Source organism: Flectobacillus major DSM 103, assembly GCF_000427405.1.
Classification (GTDB): domain Bacteria; phylum Bacteroidota; class Bacteroidia; order Cytophagales; family Spirosomataceae; genus Flectobacillus; species Flectobacillus major.
The window spans coordinates 33,442-54,836 of sequence record NZ_KE386491.1 but is presented as its reverse complement, the minus strand read 5'-3'; the positions used below and the strand labels follow the sequence as shown (position 1 = coordinate 54,836).

General features: G+C 38.3%; 18 protein-coding genes. 10 read left to right on the top strand and 8 right to left on the bottom strand.

The features are described 5' to 3' along the window. From FLEMA_RS75855 to FLEMA_RS0102150, 4 genes are all read left to right on the top strand, one after another. The gene (locus tag FLEMA_RS75855; protein ID WP_052353916.1) at positions 1 to 1,092 is read left to right on the top strand and encodes a sensor histidine kinase; all 1,092 of its coding nucleotides are present in this window, start codon (positions 1 to 3) and stop codon (positions 1,090 to 1,092) included. 204 nt (positions 1,093 to 1,296) lie between these two features. Next, on the top strand, positions 1,297 to 1,857 hold the full coding sequence (locus FLEMA_RS0102160) for a DUF1599 domain-containing protein (RefSeq protein WP_026994034.1): 561 nt from the start codon (positions 1,297 to 1,299) through the stop codon (positions 1,855 to 1,857). Between the two features lie 138 nt (positions 1,858 to 1,995). After that, positions 1,996 to 3,096: a BT_3928 family protein gene (locus FLEMA_RS0102155; RefSeq protein WP_026994033.1), complete on the top strand. Its 1,101-nt coding sequence runs from the start codon at positions 1,996 to 1,998 to the stop codon at positions 3,094 to 3,096. 65 nt (positions 3,097 to 3,161) lie between these two features. Continuing rightward, complete coding sequence (locus tag FLEMA_RS0102150; protein ID WP_026994032.1) at positions 3,162 to 3,677, top strand: shikimate kinase; 516 nt, start codon at positions 3,162 to 3,164, stop codon at positions 3,675 to 3,677. Between the two features lie 66 nt (positions 3,678 to 3,743). Here the strand turns inward: FLEMA_RS0102150 and FLEMA_RS0102145 are convergent, their stop codons facing one another. Continuing rightward, complete coding sequence (locus FLEMA_RS0102145; protein WP_026994031.1) at positions 3,744 to 5,384, bottom strand: hypothetical protein; 1,641 nt, start codon at positions 5,382 to 5,384, stop codon at positions 3,744 to 3,746. A gap of 203 nt (positions 5,385 to 5,587) precedes the next feature. Continuing rightward, positions 5,588 to 6,613: a hypothetical protein gene (locus FLEMA_RS0102140; protein ID WP_026994030.1), complete on the bottom strand. Its 1,026-nt coding sequence runs from the start codon at positions 6,611 to 6,613 to the stop codon at positions 5,588 to 5,590. Between the two features lie 380 nt (positions 6,614 to 6,993). Between FLEMA_RS0102140 and proS the strand changes: the two genes are divergently transcribed. Beyond that, positions 6,994 to 8,472: a proline--tRNA ligase gene (proS, locus tag FLEMA_RS0102135; protein ID WP_026994029.1), complete on the top strand. Its 1,479-nt coding sequence runs from the start codon at positions 6,994 to 6,996 to the stop codon at positions 8,470 to 8,472. Between the two features lie 292 nt (positions 8,473 to 8,764). On the opposite strand, the gene FLEMA_RS0102130 is transcribed toward proS, so the two are convergent. Together FLEMA_RS0102130 and FLEMA_RS67230 are read right to left on the bottom strand one after the other, a co-directional pair. After that, the gene (locus FLEMA_RS0102130; protein ID WP_026994028.1) at positions 8,765 to 9,508 is read right to left on the bottom strand and encodes a LytR/AlgR family response regulator transcription factor; all 744 of its coding nucleotides are present in this window, start codon (positions 9,506 to 9,508) and stop codon (positions 8,765 to 8,767) included. A 51-nt stretch (positions 9,509 to 9,559) separates the two neighbouring features. Next, positions 9,560 to 10,672, bottom strand: coding sequence for a sensor histidine kinase (locus FLEMA_RS67230; RefSeq protein WP_052353915.1), 1,113 nt, complete (start codon positions 10,670 to 10,672; stop codon positions 9,560 to 9,562). Positions 10,673 to 11,243: 571 nt separating this feature from the next. On the opposite strand from FLEMA_RS67230, the gene FLEMA_RS0102120 reads away from it, so the two are divergent. Together FLEMA_RS0102120 and FLEMA_RS0102115 are read left to right on the top strand one after the other, a co-directional pair. Beyond that, positions 11,244 to 13,445 carry a carbohydrate binding family 9 domain-containing protein gene (locus tag FLEMA_RS0102120; RefSeq protein ID WP_026994027.1) on the top strand — a complete coding sequence of 734 codons (2,202 nt, stop codon included), beginning with the start codon at positions 11,244 to 11,246 and terminating at the stop codon, positions 13,443 to 13,445. 59 nt (positions 13,446 to 13,504) lie between these two features. Continuing rightward, positions 13,505 to 13,894 (top strand): hypothetical protein, encoded by a 390-nt coding sequence (locus tag FLEMA_RS0102115; protein ID WP_026994026.1) that lies wholly within the window; start codon positions 13,505 to 13,507, stop codon positions 13,892 to 13,894. On the opposite strand, the gene FLEMA_RS0102110 is transcribed toward FLEMA_RS0102115, so the two are convergent. Next, a complete protein-coding gene (locus FLEMA_RS0102110; RefSeq protein ID WP_144080030.1) occupies positions 13,870 to 14,724 on the bottom strand; it encodes a DMT family transporter in 855 nt (284 codons plus the stop codon). The two genes, FLEMA_RS0102115 and FLEMA_RS0102110, sit on opposite strands and share 25 nt — an antisense overlap. Before the next feature lie 134 nt (positions 14,725 to 14,858). Between FLEMA_RS0102110 and FLEMA_RS0102105 the strand changes: the two genes are divergently transcribed. Beyond that, positions 14,859 to 15,887, top strand: coding sequence for a threonine aldolase family protein (locus FLEMA_RS0102105; RefSeq protein WP_026994024.1), 1,029 nt, complete (start codon positions 14,859 to 14,861; stop codon positions 15,885 to 15,887). A 250-nt stretch (positions 15,888 to 16,137) separates the two neighbouring features. Further along, a complete protein-coding gene (locus tag FLEMA_RS0102100) occupies positions 16,138 to 17,127 on the top strand; it encodes a c-type cytochrome (protein WP_026994023.1) in 990 nt (329 codons plus the stop codon). Between the two features lie 73 nt (positions 17,128 to 17,200). Here FLEMA_RS0102100 and FLEMA_RS0102095 read toward each other — a convergent pair whose 3' ends face one another. Continuing rightward, entirely contained in the window at positions 17,201 to 18,241 is a 1,041-nt protein-coding gene (locus tag FLEMA_RS0102095) for a UDP-glucose--hexose-1-phosphate uridylyltransferase (RefSeq protein WP_026994022.1), read from the bottom strand. A 79-nt stretch (positions 18,242 to 18,320) separates the two neighbouring features. Beyond that, entirely contained in the window at positions 18,321 to 19,475 is a 1,155-nt protein-coding gene (locus FLEMA_RS0102090; RefSeq protein ID WP_026994021.1) for a galactokinase, read from the bottom strand. A 233-nt stretch (positions 19,476 to 19,708) separates the two neighbouring features. On the opposite strand from FLEMA_RS0102090, the gene FLEMA_RS0102085 reads away from it, so the two are divergent. Beyond that, complete coding sequence (locus tag FLEMA_RS0102085; RefSeq protein WP_026994020.1) at positions 19,709 to 20,719, top strand: LacI family DNA-binding transcriptional regulator; 1,011 nt, start codon at positions 19,709 to 19,711, stop codon at positions 20,717 to 20,719. A gap of 8 nt (positions 20,720 to 20,727) precedes the next feature. Here the strand turns inward: FLEMA_RS0102085 and FLEMA_RS0102080 are convergent, their stop codons facing one another. After that, entirely contained in the window at positions 20,728 to 21,357 is a 630-nt protein-coding gene (locus tag FLEMA_RS0102080) for an AlbA family DNA-binding domain-containing protein (protein ID WP_026994019.1), read from the bottom strand. Between the last annotated feature and the right edge of the window lie 38 nt (positions 21,358 to 21,395).

Below are 21,395 nucleotides of genomic sequence, written 5' to 3'. Positions count from 1 at the left end.
ATGTATCGCCATCGCTCTATCCACTTGACTTATCCTCCAGCTTTAAGCGTGTTTTTACATATTTTGTTTTGGGCAATTATCTTTTTTCTTAGGTTTATCGTACTGCAAGAAAGCCTCACTTCTGGCAGGATATTGCCTACGGGGTTTTCTAATTTTTGCATCAATATTCTGGCTTTTTACGGTATTGCCTACAAGGGAATTCCTCTTCTATTTCAAAAGAAATATCTGCCCTTATTGGCATTGTGCATAGTTTACTATGCCTTGGTTACGCTCATTAATTATTATAGTATTGGGGCATATTTGAAATTGGGGCAAATTAATGTCCATAGCGAAACCTACTACGCTAGTACTAATTTCTTTCAAAATGGACTCAAAAATGCTTTTCTGGGAAATCATCCTTCATTTTATTACCTTTTTGATACTTTTTTTGAACTACTTTTTCCGCTGGTTATCAAATTCGGAAAGTCATATTACGAGTCCTCTATCAAAATAATCACTTTAGAAAGAGATAACTCTTTATTGGAATTAAATAAGCTCAAAAATCAGCTAAATCCCCATTTCTTTTTTAACAATCTCAATAGTATTTATAGCCTTGTATTACAAAACGATGCTAGGGCTTTGGAGGCTATCTTAAAATTATCACATTTAATGCGACGAACACTCTATGAGTCGTCTTTTGATCTGATACTATTATCAAACGAACTAGAGCATATTACGGATTATCTTGACCTTGCTAAAATACGCTATGGGAATAGGGTTTTAATTGGTTTTGATACCGAAAATATAGGAGAAAAAGACACAATTCCTTCGATGTTGTTATTGAACTTAGTAGAAAATGCCTTCAAGCATGGCGTTGAAAACGTAATTGCCAAAACAAAAGCGTGGGTACAAATTAGCGTTTCGGTAGAAAAATCAATGTTGTATGTGGAGATACGCAACAATAAATTACCCCAACAACCAAAGAGAGCTGCTAGTGGAATAGGATTACAAAATACTCAAAAGCGACTTGAGCTATTGTATCCTAATAGACACAATCTGGCTATTGTGTCAGAAAATGAGCTTTTTTCTGTTCAGCTTACTTTACAACTATAATAGCAAAAATTACACCTTTAATCGATATACACGCAAAGGGTTATTACGCCTATCATAAGAAGATACCAAATGCTTCATTCTTACTAAATGCTATTGCTGAGCTGTCTCAAAGTTTAAATTTCGGTCAAAAAGCAATACTTTTGCAGAATATATCCAACAACCTACCTGGACATTTTAGTATACTGTCCTTATTTTATTATGCTAATGACAAAAACAGAAATCGAATATCGTCAAGTAATATCTGTGTGTAAAGAGCTTTTCCAGAAAAAAAATAAAGATTATGGTACTTCTTGGCGTATTTTACGTTTGCCAAGTTTAACCGACCAAATTTTCATTAAGGCACAACGTATTCGGTCTATCCAAGAGAAAGGGGTACAGAAGGTAAACGACGGTATTGAAGGTGAATTTATTGGTATTATCAATTACTGTATCATTGCGATGATTCAGAATGCCCTTACCGATTCTACTCAAATGGAATTTTCGGAAACAGAGTTAAGCGAGCTTTACGACCAACAAGTAGCCAAAACACTTGGACTTTTGATGAACAAAAATCATGATTATGGCGAAGCTTGGCGTGATATGCGTGTAAGTTCGATGACCGATTTGATTTTGATGAAAATCTTTAGAACGAAACAAATCGAAGATAATCAAGGACAAACCCTTGTTTCGGAAGGTGTAGAAGCCAACTATCAAGATATGCTTAATTATGCCGTTTTTTGTCTTATCCAAATGGGTTGGGGACAACAACAACAGCAACAACAATAATACAGCTCATAAAAATTGCTTTAACAGTTCATTAACAGAATTGTGGCATGGTCTTGGTTATTTTTGTAAATTCATGGCAATACTATAGCTATTGTCAATAATCAATCCCTAGCTCTTATTTTTGAACCCCATTCTATCATGAAATTTATTGCTCATTTTTCTCGGATTTTCGTTGGTATCATTTTTATTTTCTCAGGACTAATCAAACTCAACGACCCAGTAGGAACAGAAATCAAATTAGAAGAATATTTTGATGTTTTTGCTACAGACTTTCCTTGGATGGCGGGATTTTGGCATTTCTGGGTTCCTTTGGCCTTGTATGTTTCGATTTTTCTATGTGCCTTAGAATTGGTGCTTGGGGTGTGCTTATTGGTACAATATAAACTCAAGACAGCCTCTTGGGTATTGCTAGCCACAGTAATTTTCTTTGGTTTTCTTACCTTTTATTCGGCATATTTCAATAAAGTAACCGACTGCGGTTGTTTTGGAGAAACCATCAAACTAAAACCTTGGACATCGTTTATCAAGGATATGGTCTTACTGTTCTTTATTTTAATTATTTTGTGGCAACGCCATATTTTTGCCGATAAAAAAACAGGCTCTGTTGTAGCTATTTCTAGTGTATTTTGCTTATTACTTGGCATTTATGCAGTTCGCTATTTGCCTGTACAAGATGGCTTGCCTTATGCTATTGGCGAAAATATTGCCGAAAACATGAAGCCTAGCGAAACACCTAAGTTTAAGTATATTATGGAGAAAAATGGCAAAGAGCAAGAATTTAACGAATATCCAACCGATACCACATGGAAATTCAAACAAATGATTCAGCTCAATGAAGACGAGGCCAAAGCTCGTATTACCGACTATAATTTGTATCGTAATGGTGACTCGATTGACTATAAAGCTGAAAGTTTTGTAGGAAAAAAATTAATGATTGTTAGTCCTTTTGTACAAAAAGCCCATACTGAACATTTTGATAAAATCAGAAGTTTAATCCAAAGTTTGAAGGGGTCTGACGTTACCGTTTGGCTTGTAACAGGCTCGGCCGACAGCGATGTTCAAAAGTTTGTTTCCGAACAAAAATTAGCTATCCCTGTATTAAGTGCCGACGTTAAGGTATTAAAAACCATTGCTAGAGCTAACCCTGTTATTTGGTTGCTAAAAGATGGTACAGTAAAAGGAAAATGGTCGCATAACGCAACGCCATCTAAAGAAGAAGTCTTGGAAAAGTTACAATAAAATCCCTTTAGCAGCCTAGTCATAACTAGTATACTAGCATGTTTGGGGTAGGCAGAAATAGATACATGAAAAATATATTTTTAGTTGGAATGCCCTCTTCTGGTAAAAGCACCTTGGGTCGTCAGCTGGCAAAAGCTATTGGCTACCAATTTGTAGATATGGATGAGCTTATAGAACGCCACGAAAACCAATCTATTCCAGAGATTTTTAAATGGAAGGGCGAGAATTATTTCCGTGAAGTAGAAAGTATGATTCTCAAAAAATTCCTCCCCAACCAAAAAGTCGTGATTGCTACTGGTGGTGGAGTTCCCTGTTTTTTTGATAACATGGACTTTATCAAGGCTCAGGGTATTAGTATATTCTTGAATGTACAGCCCGAGGATTTGGCCAAACGCATCAAGATGTCCGATGCCAACAATAGGCCTCTCATCAATAAGCAATCGAATAATATGGCATTGCTAGATGATATCCGAAAACGCTACGAAGCACGCCTACCAGATTATATGCGTGCCGACTTAAAAGTTGATGGTAGTATTGATGTAGAGCAACTATTGTGGCTTTTGGATGAAATGAAAATGTAATTTATTTTCAACAAAAACATGAGTGATCACTCATACATAACTCATGTTTTTGTTGAAAAATAACCTCTAGAAATAAACACCAAAAGTAGCTAAGCCTTTTACCCAAGAGTTGTTGATAGTAGCTGTAGCAAACTTAGCTGAATCGTCCAATACATAAGGGTTATAAGCCTGTTTGGTTTGGCTGTACATTCCTGTCAAATCTATATAGAAAGTATTGGTTTTGATACCCACACCAGCAGAATACACCATCTGAGAGCGATTAATCGACTCATTATCAAATGTAGTTGCATAAGGATCGCCATAATAAGCAATACCTGCACGTGCCGCAAAAATGCCTTCACGAAACTCGCCTCCGAGCTTAAAATTTACTACATTTTTATATTGTCTTTTGATATTATCAGTATAATAAGCCAAATCGCCACTCAAGGCCGCATCATTGCTTGATGTACTCAATTTCATACTACGATAGCCCACATATTCGACATCGGCCGATAAAAAGCCTTTTTTACCAAAAAATACCGCTACCCCGCCATTGGCTTTGAAGGGCGTTCTTAACTGATAGTTGACATCATAAGGAGCTATTGATAACCGTGGCACATTGGTAATATAACTCGTACCATTGGCTTGTGCAATACCATAACCCAAAGCCAACAACCGATTGGCAATTGTATTATTACCATCCAACACATTCGACGATAACTCGATACCTCCCGACTTACTTGCATCAACATCCACTTTGAGTGACGACGAACTCGACTCATCTATATTATACCATGTTGGTGTTGTAATAGATGCTCCAAAACGAACCATATTGTTGTGTTTATAAATACCCCCAAATGTCAAGTTTAAACCACTGGCACTTGTCGTTAAGTTTTTAGTAAAATCAAACGAGCGAATAGCCTCATAATTAATAATACTTTCTGAGTAATTAGTACGAGTTTCGTATCTAAAACTTGGTATACCCAACGAAAACCCTAAATACAATTTTTCATTGGCTGTTCCTCCATATCCTATTGTCCATTGGCTCACACGTCCTGTAGATTCAAAATCATATTTTTGGTCAACCGACTTACCTGCTTCTGCTCCAGCAAATGGGTTACCTTGAGGATTAATCAAAAACGACCAATAATACATATCACTTGCATACAAAAAATTAGGAGCATCAAAATTTAGTCCATCTTTCAAGTCGTTGAAGGTTACTCCATTGTTATTAATATCTCTATTGGTAACATCGGCAAAGTAATCCATCATCGAGCTTTGGGTATTACGAGCAGCAAAACTAACTTTATTGTAGAGCGTGTTTTGACGGTTATAAGAAATAGACCAATTGCCTCGCCAGCTATTTTTGTATTCGGGATCAGTTCCTGCAAATACTACCGCAATATTGGCAATATTAAAATTGTCGGTACTGGTGTTGGTTTTCTTGGTATCGATGTACGAAGTACCATTACTAATACTCTGAAATGCAGGTGTAAAGCTAAACTCGGAACGAGTATAAAATCCTAAGCCCGCCGGGTTGCCAGAAGTAGAACTTACGTCTGCACCCAGTGCTGAATGGCTTCCTCCCATAGCCTGAAAACGTGCCGAACCACTTGGCACTGTTTGCGAGAATAGTCTTGATAAAGCATCATAATTGTTATCTTGGGCAAAACTTCCTCCTGCACAAAGCATCAGGTAGGCAAAGGCAATACGATTAATATATTTCATAGCTTATGCAAAAATTTTAATTTTCATTACAATAAGATTTTTCATAGGACACTTAGTATAAACTTTTCCCCCACTCAATTCTTATTCAAAAGACGAATAAAGCTAAAGATGTTTGTTTTTGGAAATTTAATATCTAATTAACGAGAAAAAGCCTTACAAAGTACATCTTTGCAAGGCCATCATTTGTTAATCTCATGTTAATATTATCTTGGACCACGAGAACGACCACCGCCGCCTCCACCGCCGCCACTACTACTTCCGCTGCTGCTATTGCCTCCGCTTGAAGAGTTACTCCAAGATGAAGTAGAATTGGTAGAACGATTATTGTTGCTATTGCCCGACGACCAGTCCCAAGAGCTATTACGGCCATTTGAGTAACTATTACCTCTTGTGCCAGTACTGTTTGTACCTGTGCTATAAGAGTTGCCACTTCTAGCTGGGCGAGAATAGTAATCGTTATTATTAGTAATATCCGAGCCTACTCTATTACCTCTTGTACCACCTGAGCCTCTTGAGTTATTAAAATCGCTATTATATGCCGAATTTGAATATGCCTGACGGCTACGAGGCCTGTTTACAACATTGTTGTCAGCACCTGTAACACCACTACCGTAATTGTTGTTGACAAAATAGGTATTTCCAAAACCATACCCGTAACCATAACGATACGACCAAGGGTCATAAAAACCGTACGGACTGTAGCCCCATGAATTATAACCATACATCCATCTGCTACTCGACCAGCCCCAAGGGTCATAACTGTAAGCATAGAATGGGTCATAATAACCAAAAGACGAATACCCAAATGGACTCCAACGGCTAAATCCTAATCCAAAGGAAATAGACGGGTTGGCATACCAATTGTTCATTCCATAGTTATATGAATTATAAGGGTTATAATTTTGGCTGTAATAGTTTTGCGAAGTATTTTGGTATACTTGACGAGAGTTTATCCAATTTTGTGAATAATACTCATCTGTTCCTTCATTGTTTGACGACTGGCTGTTTCTATACTCAGGATTTTTATAAGCATACTCATTGTAGCGTTCTTCGCCATAAACACGCTCGCCTAAAGTAGCAGGGCGAACATCACTTGCAGAAGCATAGAGGTCATCATACACTTCTTTCTGAGAAGATACTTTGCCCACCTGATTCGAGGTGCTACATCCCCAAACTGCACTCATCAGCACTGTGGCCGATAAAAGTTTAATAGAATGTTGGAGGTTCATAATCATTTGAATTTTTGGTTGTAGGAGCTTTGCCAGTAGGTTATATTTTTTCAATAATGGTGATTGTGGCAGAAAATAACCAACTTAGCCTAAAAAACATATAACAAACTTACTACAAAAACTTATCTTTGCAAGATATTTAACACTTCATTAACAAAATTAAATCTTTGAATGTTCCAATTACCCAAAATATTGATATTGAGACATATAACTACTTTTATTAGAGCATTCATACAATAAGACTACTTTATAAACGTTTCCCCCTATTACTTTTGTATATTTTTAGTTGATTTTGGCCATATTCTAACATAATTCTAATATTGATGATTGTTTTAGCAAAAGTCCACTATTAACAATTAACCAATAATTCACAAAAACAAATGAGCAAAGGCTTACCAAAACGTAGCGAAAATTATTCTGAGTGGTACAATGAACTTGTGAAGCGTGCCGATTTAGCCGAAAATTCTGCCGTAAGAGGTTGTATGGTAATCAAACCTTATGGTTATTCTATCTGGGAAAAAATGCAAAGAGCTTTGGATGATATGTTCAAAGAAACTGGTCATTCTAATGCTTATTTCCCGCTTTTTGTGCCAAAAAGTTTATTTGAAGCCGAAGAAAAAAATGCCGAGGGTTTTGCCAAAGAATGTGCCGTAGTAACACACTACCGCCTCAAAAACGACCCCGATAATAAAGGTAAATTAATTGTTGACCCTAATGCTCGCCTCGAGGAGGAATTGGTGGTTCGCCCTACTAGTGAGGCTATTATTTGGAGTACCTACAAAAACTGGATTCAGTCGCACCGTGACCTTCCTTTACTAATCAACCAATGGGCCAATGTGGTGCGTTGGGAAATGCGTACACGCCTTTTCTTGCGTACTGCCGAGTTCCTTTGGCAAGAAGGCCACACCGCACACGCTACCAAAGATGAAGCTATTGCCGAAACTGAACAAATGCTGGAGGTGTACGCTACTTTTGCCGAACAGTTTATGGCTGTGCCTGTGGTACGTGGTAAAAAAACAGCTAACGAACGTTTTGCAGGTGCCGACGACACCTATTGTATCGAGGCTATGATGCAAGATGGTAAAGCTCTACAAGCTGGTACATCGCACTTCCTTGGACAAAACTTTGCCAAAGCTTTTGACGTAAAATTCTCAAATAAAGAAAACCAGCAAGAATATGTTTGGGGTACTTCGTGGGGAGTTTCTACTCGCTTGATGGGTGCTTTGATCATGGCTCACTCTGATGATGAAGGGTTGGTATTACCTCCAAAGTTAGCTCCTATTCAGGTTGTAATTGTACCTATTTTCAAAGGAGCGGAGCAACTAGCGGCTATTGCTGAAGTAATTGACCCTATTGTAAAATCTTTGAAAAAAGTTGGTGTGTCTGTCAAATTTGACACTTCCGACAAGCAATCCCCTGGTTTTAAATTTGCTGAATACGAACTAAAAGGGGTGCCTGTTCGCTTGGCGATTGGAGCAAGAGATTTGGCCAATGGAACGGTAGAAGTTGCCCGAAGAGATACCAAAGTAAAAAACACTTATGCTATTGATGGTATCGTGGAGGTTATTCAAAACTTACTCGACGAAATCCAGGAGAATATCTATAACCGTGCTCTTGAATTTAAAACTAAAAATACACTTCAGGTTGATAGCTGGGATGACTTTGTAAAAACTTTGGACGAAACACCGGGTTTTATTGCGGCTCACTGGGATGGTACGCCTGAAACAGAAGAGAAAATCAAGGAATTGACCAAAGCTACAATTCGTTGTATTCCTTTGGATGCCGTGGAGGAAGAGGGAAAATGTATTTATACAGGTAATCCGTCGAGCCGTCGTGTTATTTTTGCGAGAGCTTACTAAGATTATTGTCCATAAAATATGAGTTATCCCAAATTTAGTGAATGAGTGTTTATTTTTGAAGATGCTTTGCGGCTAAAGATGTGTTACTCTGGCATTTAATATGCAAAAGGCGTTCGAAATTAATTTTCCGAACGCCTTTTCATGAATAACCCCTATTTTTCTATCATTTGAGCAATTGATAAGCCTCTTCAATGTTGACGACCTTATAAATCTCAACAAACACAAATAGGGCGTTTTTAATATTACCTAAAACTCGGGATAACTCATGTTTATTTGAACACCAATACTACTTTTACTTTACAGCAAGTACTCCTGTTCGATATATTTTCTCTAAGATTTCTTCTCTAAAACTTCTGCCAATTGGCAACGACCTACTATTGACTATCAAATCGTTGGCCTCGATAGACGTTACTTTATGAATCGCTACAATAAAGGATTTATGAATACGAGCAAAAGCATCTTGTGGCAAAATTTCGCATATACCATTCATAGTTTGATACGTCACATACGACTCAGTAGCGGTATGTACACGGATATAATCTTTCAAACTTTCTATAAACAAAATATCTGCAAAATAGACTTTTACAATTCGCTTATCTACCTTGATAAACATAGCTTCGGGCTTTTCGATAGGCTGTGCAGCCTTAAAAGTATTGGCTTCTGAAACAAGGTCTATTTCTTCATTTTTTTGCAAAACTTTATTGACAGCCTTCACAAATCGCTGAAAAGGAATAGGCTTTACCAAATAGTCAACAACGTCTAGCTCAAAACTCTCTACAGCGTAATCTCGATAAGCCGTCGTAATTACCACTTTGGGCGGATTATGAAGGCTTTTGAGTAACTCTAGCCCATCTAAAGTAGGCATTTCTATATCTAGAAATAGTAAGTCGATACCTCCTTTTTGCAAAAGATTAAAAGCTTGAATCCCATTTTCGCAACGACCCACCAATTCTAAGCCGTCAACCCGTTGAATAAATGTTTCCAAAACATCTAATGCCAAAGGTTCATCATCAACTATTAGCGTTTTTAACTTCATATTTTCATTAGTTTTGGTATATTATTGGGTAAACTGCTTACCACTATTGCCTTATTTTGATTTACTAACACCTACCTCAAAAGGAAGCTCTAGGCTAATCACATATTCTTTGGCTGTTGGTTGAATCGCCAAATGGTACTGTTTTCCATAAAGCAAGTCTAAGCGTCGTTTTACATTTTTCAGACCTAATCCTTTGTGTTTTTTTCTAGGGTTTTGGTTTTCAAAACGAGGGTTCACTACCTCAAACAACAACTTTTGGGCTTGTACTTGCAACACAATCTTCAGGTGTATTTCTCCTGTTTCGTGCGATGTACCATGCTTAAAAGCATTTTCAATAAAGGGTAATAGCAATAATGGTGGAATTTTTTTCTGCTCTACTTCACCCAAAACCTGAAAATCAAGATGCAAACGTTTGCCAAAACGTAGACTTTCCAAATCTAAATAATTCTTGATATGCTCTACCTCTTTTCGCAAAGTAGTTTCCTGACTATCAGACTCATATAGCATATAGCTCATTAAGTCTGAAAGTTTTACTACTACTTCAGGAGCAAGGTCCGACTTTTTGAGCGTCAAAGAATATAAGTTGTTGAGTGTATTAAAAAAGAAGTGTGGCTGAATCTGCGACTTCAAAAACTCCAATTCATTTTTGAGATTTTGTTTTTCTAAATCCTTAATTTTTTCCTGGTTTCCAATCCAATCTTTAGTCAATTTGATACCTGTTGTCATCCCAAAAATAGATACCATGTCGAACATACGCTTAACAGTAGGCTTGGGGTCGAAAAGCACATCGGAACGATACCCAACAGGGCAATAATTGATATAAATAAGGTGATTAATGAGGGTCTGGATAAATGCTACAGCCAAAAAAGTAGCAGCTGTCAGCAACAATACGTACTGGATATACCGCCCTTTGAGGAGAAAATTAGGAATAAAATAGTAAATATTGCAGTATACAAGCCCCAAATAAAAAGGGAATTTAACAGCAAATTCAAAGAAAGCTTCTGAGTAATCGTCTTTTAAAAACCCTAAATACAGCGTATTATAAATACAAATGACAGTCCAAAACAAGGTATGATATACCCCCCGACGTGCAAGGAGTTTTTTCAACGGAATATCATTGAAAATAAGTGCTCGATTAGGATTGAGTGAAGCAGTAGTTTCCAAAGTAATTGATTGATAAAGTTTTTTACGAAAAAGAGTGAGTGCGTTTTTATTAATAACCAAATTTAGTAGGAATAAATCGTATATAATATGCCACAGACTTAATTTTAACCGCTTTTTCGACAAACAACTAAGTCCTATAGCTATTTGCTTAGTCATTATTATTTGTCATTGGTCGAGTACTTAAACGTCCTTAGCGAATAAATTTTAGGGCTATAGAATAAGTATGTTTTTTTGCACTAAGTTTTTTGGTTACACTTCATTTAACAAATCCAGTTGACAGCTAAGTGCTTTTATGGCATATTAAGAGGGACTTTGATATTTTAGCAATCATGTCAACTTTTGGTTAAAAGATTAAAATTAATTTGGTTAGGGGGTTAGGGACTTAGCATTGCTTTGTCCCTAATTTATTATAAAAGCTTCACTAGGCTTGTTGAATGGCATTTCCCTTCATAATTATTTAAAACCGCCTATCCAAAACCTTCTATAATTTATGAGTGTTAATGCCTAGCTTTGCACTCATTTACGCACTACAAACCTCTCATTTACAAGTACATCACAAACTTCTCTTTTTATGATAAAATTATTACCTGTATTTCTTTTTACACTGTTCAGTTTTTTAAGCTATGGTCAAGATACATTTTCACCACAGCAGCCTCGTAAAGATATTCCTGCCAAAGCAATAAAACAAAATCTCAAAATAGATGGTAAACTTGATGAAAGCGAATGGGCAAAAGCACAGGCTATTCTGCTCGACTTTGAGGTAGAACCTCTTCAGGGTGAAAAAGCCAAGCACCCTACCCATGTCAAAATACTATATAATCAGTCTTTTTTGTACATCGCAGGAATTTGTTACGATTCGCTTGGAAAAAACTTCTTACGTGCTCCTGATTTTAAAAGAGATTTTGAGCTAAGAAGTCATGATGCTTTTGGCGTAACCATCGACGGCTTCAACGACAAACGCAATGCCATGGCTATGGTTACTAATCCTTATGGTACACAACGAGACTTATTGGCCTTTGACGACCGCCTTTATGACCTTGATTGGGATGGGCTGTGGCGTGTCAGAACTGCCCGTTCTGATTCGGGATGGGTGGCCGAAATAGCTATACCTTGGCAAACCCTTCGCTATCCCAAAACCAGTGATGCTCAATCGTGGGGTATCAATTTTTTTAGAAATCGACGCTATACCAATGCCACTTACGCTTGGTCGCCGTATCCTCGGTCGTTTAGTGTAGTACGGATGGATTATGCAGGCACATTGAGCAACCTACAAGCACCTCCGCCTTCGGCTACTAACATTCGATTTATTCCTTATACTTTATTTTCTTATGATAATTATAATGGTAGCGAATACGAAAATCCAGGAAAACAAACCAAGCTAAAACTAGGAGGCGAAATAAAATGGGCTATCAATCCCAATACGGTTTTGGACTTGACCTTCAATACCGATTTTGCTCAGGCCGATGCCGACCGACAAGTAAATAATGTTACACGGTTTTCGGTGTTTTTTCCAGAAAGACGACAATTTTTTTTAGAAAACGCCTCGCTTTTTGGAGCTGGATTATCGCCTATCGAGGAGCTAGCTGGTGGTGCTATGCGTATTCAACCATTTTTTAGCAGACGCATTGGGCTAGATAATAACGCCCAGCCTGTGGCTATTGATGCAGGTGCTAGAATGGTGTATCGGTCACTAAAACGAAATATTGGAGCTATTGCTATTCGTCAAAGAGCTACCGACGATTTGAGTGCTACCAATTTCTTTGTAGGTCGTTATTCTGAAAACATTGGCTCGCAAAATCGTATTGGTACTTTGATCACTGTCAAAAATACCGAGGCTTACAATAATATTACAGGCTCGGTAGATGGATTTTTCCGCTTGTCGAATGTCCTGTCACTCAATTCGATGGCCATGTTTTCACAAAACTCCAACGAATCATCGGCTGGCTTTGCGGGGTACAACCAGTTTTTGTACAAAAACAACCATCTTGTAGCATGGTATACCCAGTCGATTGTTACTGACAAATATAACCCCGAAATGGGCTTTGTGTCACGCAACAATGTTATTGCGAATGCACCTGGTTTTTATTTGACCAACAGAGGCAAATGGCGACCTACATGGGTTAGGAGTTTTGAGCCTGGGCTTTTTACCGAGTTTTATCATAGTGCCACAACAGGGCAACTGGTCGAGCGTCAACTCAACTTTAATCCTGTATGGATTAACCTTCAAAGTGGTGGATTTGGCGGTATTTTTTACGCTAATTACTATCAACGATTAGAAGAAGTGTTTGCCCCTTTAGGTATAGAAATTACGCCACGAGAATATCGTTACAACCGTGTTGCTATTATTTTGGGAAGCGATGCCTCCAAAAAGGTATCTTATTTCTTCAATCATGAAATGGGAGGCTATTATAATGGTCGATTGGATTATACTCAAGCTTCTATCAAAATTGCCCCTACCCCTCATGCTTCTTTCAATATTGGTTTTGAGAATAATGGTTTTGAAGAAGTAGGTGACAAAAAAGAGTCTAAAAGTGTACAACTTTATAGCATAGAAAGCCGCTTGGCCTTAAATCCTCGTGTACAACTAATTGGTTTTTATCAGAAAAATACCCAAAGCGACCGAGACACTTGGAATATCCGTTTTTCGTGGGAATACCGCCCTTTGTCTTATATTTATCTGGTTTTCAATCAACGAGGCTTTATAGGCACAGACCTTAGTCGCCAACGAGAACAGCATATTATCAGCAAGATTTCGTATCTTAAACAGTTCTGATTTTGGGGCTGCATAACAGCTCCAAAACTTTTTCAGGCTGTAGATGTTATATCTAAATTATGGAAGACTCAAGAGATTTCTTACTGGCTATTCGCCCTAATTTGCCTCAGGTATTACCTACTGAAAGTGTATTGGAACAATTTCAGAATACAACCCTTCGGCCGATTCTCAAATTACAAAACGACCTTTTAGTAGCTATTTTCAGACAATATATTGTAGTTCGGAAAGGACAATTCTATGCTTTATCCGAAAAAGAGCAGATACAATATATAGAACAGGTTGTGAAAAAAGACATGAAATTTAAACATTATTTGGAAGGTATTATTTCGGCCTATTTTACGCTCGATGAATACCAAATATTTCTTAGCCATGAAGAAGAACTAACTAAAAGGCTCATTAATATGCTGATTCAACGGCTACAATCTCAACTTCTTTTGTTGACCAAATAAATACCCATCATCACAATAAACCCTCCAGCAATTTGTTCGGCTCGGAGGGTTTCGTTTAATAATACAAACGAAATAAAGGCCGTAAGTACAGGTTGCAACAACAAAGTTGGCGAAACCACCGAGGCTGGGATATGCCCCAATGCGTAGTTGATAGACAACCAGCCCAATAAATGACAAATAATACCCATTCCTACAAAAGCCCACCATGTTTGTGTATCAAACTCAATGAGTTCGAGCCCTTGTACTTTACAAATACTCCACGATAGCACAAGGCAGGGAATCAATGACCATGCCATAAAGTTGACCGTGTCGATTGTACCTCGTACTTTTTGAGTCACAAGCATATAACCTGCATAAAAAACTGCCGCCGTTATAGCCATTAAATGCCCTACGCCAACACTTTGATTTTGTAACAAGTCTTTGCCCGCCACAATAAAAACACCCAACATAGATACCGCCAAGCCTATCCAATAACGGCGAGAAAGGGTCTGCTTGAAAAAGAAAAGTGCTCCTAGCCCTACAAAAACAGAAGCATTATTGGCCAAAAGTGTAGAAACACCCGCCGAAGTACGAACTATCGATAAATTCCAGAAAGACATATCTAAAACAAACAGCAGCCCGCCCAAGGCTATCCATGCCAACGTCTTATTGCTAGGTACTTTAACACCTTTGTAAAGCCAAATAGGTACAAGGCCAATAAAACAAAAAAAGTACCGATAAAAACCAGAAGTTAGTGCAGGTGCGTGAGCCATTTTTACAAAAATTGCCGACCACGCTATACAGAATACGCCCAAAAGAAGGCAGAGATATGCTTTAGTTTGTTGTTTCAAGATTTGTGAATGATTAAAAAGAGGATTTTCAAGAACAGATTTGTGACCCAAACTCAAAATTAAGTAAATTGCCGAAATTGTAAGTTAAGATTTTCCAATCATTTCGTAAACTTAGTTGTATCAACAAACTTAATATGACCACTTTTCGCCCATTAGAACTCCGTAGCGATACCTTTACCAAGCCAACACCTGCTATGCTCGATGCTATGTTTCATGCAGAAGTTGGCGACGATGTCTTTGAAGAAGATTTTACCGTCAAGCAATTAGAACAAAAAGCCGCACAGTTATTTGGTTATGAGTCGGCCTTATTTTGCACTTCAGGAACAATGACCAACCAAATAGCCATCAATGTGCATGTAAACCAAGGCGATGAAGTTATTTGCGATGCTCTTTCGCACATTTATTTATACGAAGGTGGTGGTATAGCTGCCAACTCGTCGGCTTCGGTAAATTTACTTCACGGCAATCGTGGCCGAATCACAGCCGAACAAATTGCCGATGCTATACAACCCGATAACCTCCACCACCCTATGTCGAGGCTGGTATCTTTAGAAAATACCGTGAATAAAGGCGGCGGTGCGTATTACGATATTACTGAAATCGCTAAAATAAAAGCCCTTTGTCAAAAACATAATATGGCATTGCACCTTGACGGGGCTAGACTATTCAATGCTTTGGTTGAAACCAACGAAACGCCTTTGCAATACGGAGAACTTTTTGACTCTATTTCGATATGTTTGTCGAAAGGGTTGGGTATTCCTGTAGGTTCGGTTTTGTTAGGAACAAAAGATTTCATCGCAAAAGCTCGTCGAGTACGCAAGCGTTGGGGCGGTGGCTGGCGACAAGCTGGGTATTTGGCTGCGGCAGGAATTTACGCCCTCGATAATCATGTTGCCCGACTCAAAGAAGACCATGCCAAAGCACGTACTATCGGCACGCTTATTGCGAGTCGCCCTGAGGTAATTGAAGTACTTCCTGTAGATACCAATATTGTGATATTCACGCTCAACAATGCTATTCTTTCAGGAGAATATGTACAAAAACTAGCTAATATTGGAATCAAAGCAGCTACCTTTGGCAAGCATCAAGTACGATTTGTGACACATTTAGATTTTACCGAAAATGACTTAGATGAATTTTCACAAAGAATTGGGCTTTTATAATACATCCGTTTTTACCATAACTGCATATTAAACGTTAACTCCAATTTTAGATAAACACTTTTATACAGCAATAAGCTGTTATTCAGACTTATACATTTTTTTAGTCGTAAAAAGCAGACTTTCTGAGTCTGCTTTTTACATTTATTAACCATTCCATAACTTTCTCCTGTAATTTTTGGAGTACCGTATTTTTTTCAAGAAATTGGAACAACTCTATTTATATCCATTTGATTATCAGCTATTCACAACTATGAAAAAAGTCTTCAAAATCGGTTTCCTAGTAATAGGATTTATCATTATTGCCATCGCTGGCATTCTTGGTTATGTATCTTGGGGCTTGCCCAATGTTGGCCCAGCACCCGAAATCACCATTCATGCTACGCCTGCAATGATTGAGCGAGGCCAATACCTAGCCAATCATGTTATGGTTTGTATCGACTGCCACAGTACCCGTGACTACAGCTTGTTTGCTGCCCCGCCAATTACTGGCACAGAAGGTAAAGGAGGCGAAGTTTTTGACCAACGCCTAGGCTTTCCTGGGAAATTTACGGCTAAAAATATTACCCCTTCTGCCCTATCGAGCTGGACCGACGGCGAAATTTACCGAGCCATCACGTCGGGGGTTAGCAAAGATGGACATGCCCTTTTTCCTGTTATGCCTTATTCTTATTATGGAACAATGGATACTCAGGATATTTATGCAGTTATTGCATATTTACGAACCTTATCTCCTATAGAAAATACACCAGAGGCTTCAAAACCCGACTTTCCGATGAACTTTATTATCAATACAATTCCCCAAAAAGCAAGCCCTTCACCACGCCCCAATACCGATGACCTTTTGGCATTGGGCAAATACCTAACTACTTCGGCGGCTTGTATGGAGTGCCATACAAAGGCCGAAAAAGGTCAAAAAATAGAAGGTATGGAATTTGCAGGTGGATTTGAATTTAAAATACCAGGTTTTGGACTCCTTATTTCGCCCAATATTACCCCCGACAAAGAAACGGGTATTGGTACTTGGACGAAAGAGGCTTTTATAGCTCGCTTTAAAACTTACCGAGACAGTACTTATCATTCACCTAAAGTACCCAAAGGCGAATTCCAATCTATTATGCCTTGGACAATGTACGCAGGTATGAAAGAACAAGATTTAGGAGCAATCTATACTTATCTGATGAGCTTAAAGCCTATCAAAAACAAAATTGAAAAGTTTAAACCCGAAATAGCTAGTAAATAAACATATCTGTAAATGCTATCATTGAATTATAACAACAATGATAGCATTTGCTGACATGCTAAAATACCGACTGTTATTCTACGTTCTTGTAATGTATTTCGGATAAATTTCTGAGAATATTCGCGCTTTTTTCGGCCGAAATATCTCGCTGAGGGTTGGCGAGCATTTCATAACCCACCATAAATTTCTTGACAGTTGCCGAACGCAAAAGTGGAGGATAAAATACAAAATGCCAATGCCACTCGTCATGTTCTTCGCCGTCGGTTGGGGCCTGGTGAATACCCGCCGAATAAGGAAATGACGTTTCAAAAAGATTGTCATACCTTACTGTCAAACGTTTATAGGCATTGGCAAGGGCATCTCTTTCGTCGGAAGTCATATCCGAAATTCTAGCCATTTTTCGCTTAGGAATAAGCATTGCTTCAAAAGGCCAAACAGCCCAAAATGGCACTAAAGCCACAAAATGCTCATTTTCAAACAAAACTCTTTCTTGTTTTTCTAACTCTCTGGCTATGTAGTCGCTCAAAAGTGAACGCTGATGCTTTTGCCAATATTTAAGCTGAGCTTGTTGTTTTTTGAGTGGCTCGTCGGGAATACTACTTTGTGCCCAAATCTGTCCATGAGGATGTGGATTAGAACAACCCATTACAAAACCTTTATTCTCAAATATTTGAACATAATTTATAAAGTCCTTTGCTCCAAGTTGTAGGTATTCGTCTACCCAAGCATCCACTACAGCCCTAATGTCGGCTTCCTCCATCTCTGGAACAGTAAGATTATGATAAGGCGAAAAACACACCACACGCCCAACGCCGCTCTCTGATTTTGCTAAAAACAACTCGCCATCTGCGTATTCTTCTTGAGGGGTGTCGGCCAATAAGGCTGCAAAGTCGTTATCAAAAATATAAACATTTTTATACTCAGGATTGACCTCGCCATTGGCTCGGGTATTACCTGCACACAGGTAACACGAAGGGTCATGAGCAGGACGGTTATCGGAGGCAAGCTTTTCTACTTGTCCTTGCCAAGGCCGTTTAGCACGGTGTGGCGACACCAATACCCAGCTGTCTGTTAGGGGGTTATATCTTCTATGAGGATTTTCGTCAAAATTCATTTTTCAAGTTTTATCGATTGTTTTATGCCACTAGATGAATACCATAATCATCTACATACAATACCAAGCTATTACTTATCTATCCGATAATTTCAGTGCCATTGGTAAGTGCTACTACATAACAAACTAATTCTTTTTGGTATTTTTCTAAGTATGTAGCTTTCATTCTTTGTAAAAACACCTCTTGTTGTGCTTTTTCTACAATATTGACGGTACAGCCTCCAAAGCCCCCCCCCATCATTCTAGCACCTATCACAGCCGAATCGGTCAAAGTTTGTTCTACAAGGAAGTCTAATTCTGGACAACTCACCTCATAATCATGTTGTAAACCCAAATGTGTTTCATACATTTTTTGGCCAAATGTAGCCAAATCATGCTGATTGAGAGCATCACAAGCCACTATAACTCTTTCTATTTCGCCAATTACATATTTGGCTCGACGATATACGGTGTGGTTAAGTTGGTTTTTTATAGTTGCTAGCATTTCAAAAGAAATATCACGCCAGCTTGTAATATTATCAAAATTTTGGGCAAAAATGCGTAGTGCTTCTTCACACTCTTGGCGGCGAGTATTATATTCAGAATCGCCCAAGGAGTGTTTGACACCCGAATTACAAAGAATTACGGCATGATTGGGCAATTCAATCGGAAAGTATTCATAGCTTAAATCACGACAATCAAGGCGAATGACGGCATCTTTTTTGCCAAACATCGAAGCAAATTGGTCCATTATGCCACAATTTACCCCTACAAAATTATTTTCGGCAGCCTTGGCCATTTTTACCATTTGCATGGTCGACAAACCTAAATGGTATATTTGATTAAGTGCAAAAGCCAAACCCGTTTCGACAGCAGCCGACGACGACACGCCAGCCCCCAGAGGAATATCTCCACCAAAAACTACATTAAAACCTTGGAAAGAATACCCAGCCTTTTGAAGTTCGTCAACTACCCCCATCAGGTAGTTACTCCAAGCAATATCAGATTGGGTAAAATTATCGAGAGAAACCTTTATTTCGCTATCTAGATCATAGGCTACAAGATGACAAATACGGTCGGGGCGTGGGGCAATAGCAAAATAAATAGCCTTGTCGATACTTGCAGGCAACACATAACCGTCGTTATAATCGGTATGTTCGCCAATCAGATTTATACGGCCTGGGGCACGCAATACCAACGTTGGTTGGGCAAAAAAAACACTTGTGAATTTTTGAATAATAGAATTAGGGTACATTCTTGAAGGAGATTATTTTTACTCAAAGGACGATATTTTTGAGAAATTTAGAAAACCTCAGTGTTTTCTAAATCAGGAAAATATTGGCAAAAATCCAATAAATGCGGGTTTGTCCTATAATCAAACATTTGCACAAGATGAATGTTTTTTTGAATCAAGCCCAACGGATTCAACATAATTGTTTGTAATTTAGGCCTTATATATGTCTGAGGCGAAAGAAAATAAAATACAGTATGCAAAAAACACAGGTTACCATCAAACAAATTGCTCAAGAATTAGGTATTTCTATTTCAACGGTTTCGAGAGCTTTACAAAACCACCCTCGTATTGGCTTGCGTACTAAAGAAAGGGTTTTTGAGGTTGCTAAAAAACTTAATTATGTACCCAATCCTGCTGCTATTTTATTGAAAAAAAATAAAACCTCTACAATAGGCGTAGTATTGCCACACCTCAAAGAAGAATTTTTTTCGCAGGCTATTACAGGTATTGAAGACGTTATCTCAGAGCAAAACTATAATGTGGTTATCAGCCAATCGCGCGATAAACTAGAGCGTGAAACTCGTGCAATCAAGTCGTTTATCAGTAGCCGGGTCGATGGCGTAATTGCCTCTATTTCGGCCGAAACCACCCAGTATTATCAGTTCAGAGAGTTAGAAAACTATGGTATTCCTGTTGTTTTTTTCGACCGTGTTCCCAAAGATGTTCCCGTCAATAAAGTGCGTGGCAATATTGCCGATGCTGCTTTTGAGGTAATTAATTTTTTGGCTCAAAAAGGACTTAAAAGAGTAGCTATTTTGAATGGCCCCGCCAGTTTAGAAATATCTGACGAACGCCTTATGGGGTATTGGCATGCCATGAAGCAGTTTGGGCTTCCTATTTATCAGTATTATATCAAATCATCGGATTTGAGTAAGGAGGATACCACCAAAAAGATGTTGGAGCTAATCAATAGCCCCAAACCTCCAGAAGCAGTATTCTGTTTTAATGATTACGTTGCTTTGTATGCTATGCAAGCCTGCAAACATAAAGGACTTGTGCCTAATAAAGATATTGTTTTTGTGAGTTTTGCCAATTTGCCTATTACAGCCTATTTAGACAACCCTCCGCTGGCATCTGTCGAGCAATTTGCCTATTCGATGGGCGAGCAAGCAGCCAATTTATTACTAAAAATTATTAACACGCCCAACGATATTCAACTAGCCCCCGAAGAAATTATCGTTAATACTAAACTGATTATTCATTAAACCTAGCGTTATTTCAATACAAACTGTGGAGGGCGTTGTTTGGTAAGCATTAGCAAAACACCTTCGTAAGTGAGCGTTTCTAAGAGCTTTTTGGCCCTATATTCCGAAATATTCACCAATTTGGCATATTCACGAGCCGCAATTCTTTTGTTTTTCTTCAAATACATAATTAAGTACTTGACATTGGGCTGTTCGAGTATCTCTTTTTCTACGGCTTTGTCGGCCTTATCCAAAATCTGAGACATTTCCTTTCCTACAGGTGTAGTTTGGTCGTTGGCACGCACATAAACGGTACGATTTCCTTTTTCATCAATCGCTTCGTGAGGTTTGTCAATACTTTCGTCTACTTCTATTATTAATACTTTACGCTTGCCTTCCCACATTTCAGACCGATACCTAATAGCAATAGGAGGAACAATAAGGTGCTCGGCGGCCTGCTCTATTTTCAACATTTCATCCAATTCAGTACAGCCTTTTACGGTTCTGTCGTCATTGATTCCAATCAACAAAGTTCCTCCTGAGGTATTGGCAAAAGCAGCTAAAGTACGAGCAATTTTGAAAGGATTATCTATTTTACTTTTAAATTCTAAATTTGAAGACTCTCGTTGTTGTAAAAATTTCTCTATTAATTCAGACATAGCTTTTGGATTTTTTTGTAAAGATAAATAGGTTTTAG